General features: G+C 54.1%; 1 tRNA gene and 1 rRNA gene. Both read right to left on the bottom strand.

The features are described from left to right. Positions 1-22: 22 nt before the first annotated feature. Positions 23-95, bottom strand: a tRNA-Ala gene (locus LIZ08_RS10280). A gap of 53 nt (positions 96-148) precedes the next feature. Further along, a 16S ribosomal RNA gene (locus tag LIZ08_RS10275) occupies positions 149-553 on the bottom strand; the annotation flags it as partial.

The following is a 553-nucleotide window of genomic DNA, read 5'->3' as shown; positions in this document are numbered from 1 at the left end:
CTTAACACCCTTACAGTGTTAATGGAGCCTAGCGGGATCGAACCGCTGACCTCCTGCGTGCAAAGCAGGCGCTCTCCCAGCTGAGCTAAGGCCCCACAAGACCTCTCAAAACTAAACAAGACCAACGTACAGGTTTCCATTTCCTTAGAAAGGAGGTGATCCAGCCGCACCTTCCGATACGGCTACCTTGTTACGACTTCACCCCAATCATCTATCCCACCTTAGGCGGCTGGCTCCTTACGGTTACCTCACCGACTTCGGGTGTTACAAACTCTCGTGGTGTGACGGGCGGTGTGTACAAGGCCCGGGAACGTATTCACCGCGGCGTGCTGATCCGCGATTACTAGCGATTCCGACTTCATGTAGGCGAGTTGCAGCCTACAATCCGAACTGAGACTGGCTTTAAGAGATTAGCTTGCCGTCACCGACTCGCGACTCGTTGTACCAGCCATTGTAGCACGTGTGTAGCCCAGGTCATAAGGGGCATGATGATTTGACGTCATCCCCACCTTCCTCCGGTTTATTACCGGCAGTCTCGCTAGAGTGCCCAACT

It is taken from the genome of Streptococcus sp. 210928-DFI.4.42 (assembly GCF_020554365.1).
Taxonomy (GTDB): domain Bacteria; phylum Bacillota; class Bacilli; order Lactobacillales; family Streptococcaceae; genus Streptococcus; species Streptococcus parasanguinis_S.
Note: the sequence above shows the minus strand (reverse complement) of the source record. Positions and strands in the feature narration are given on the sequence as shown.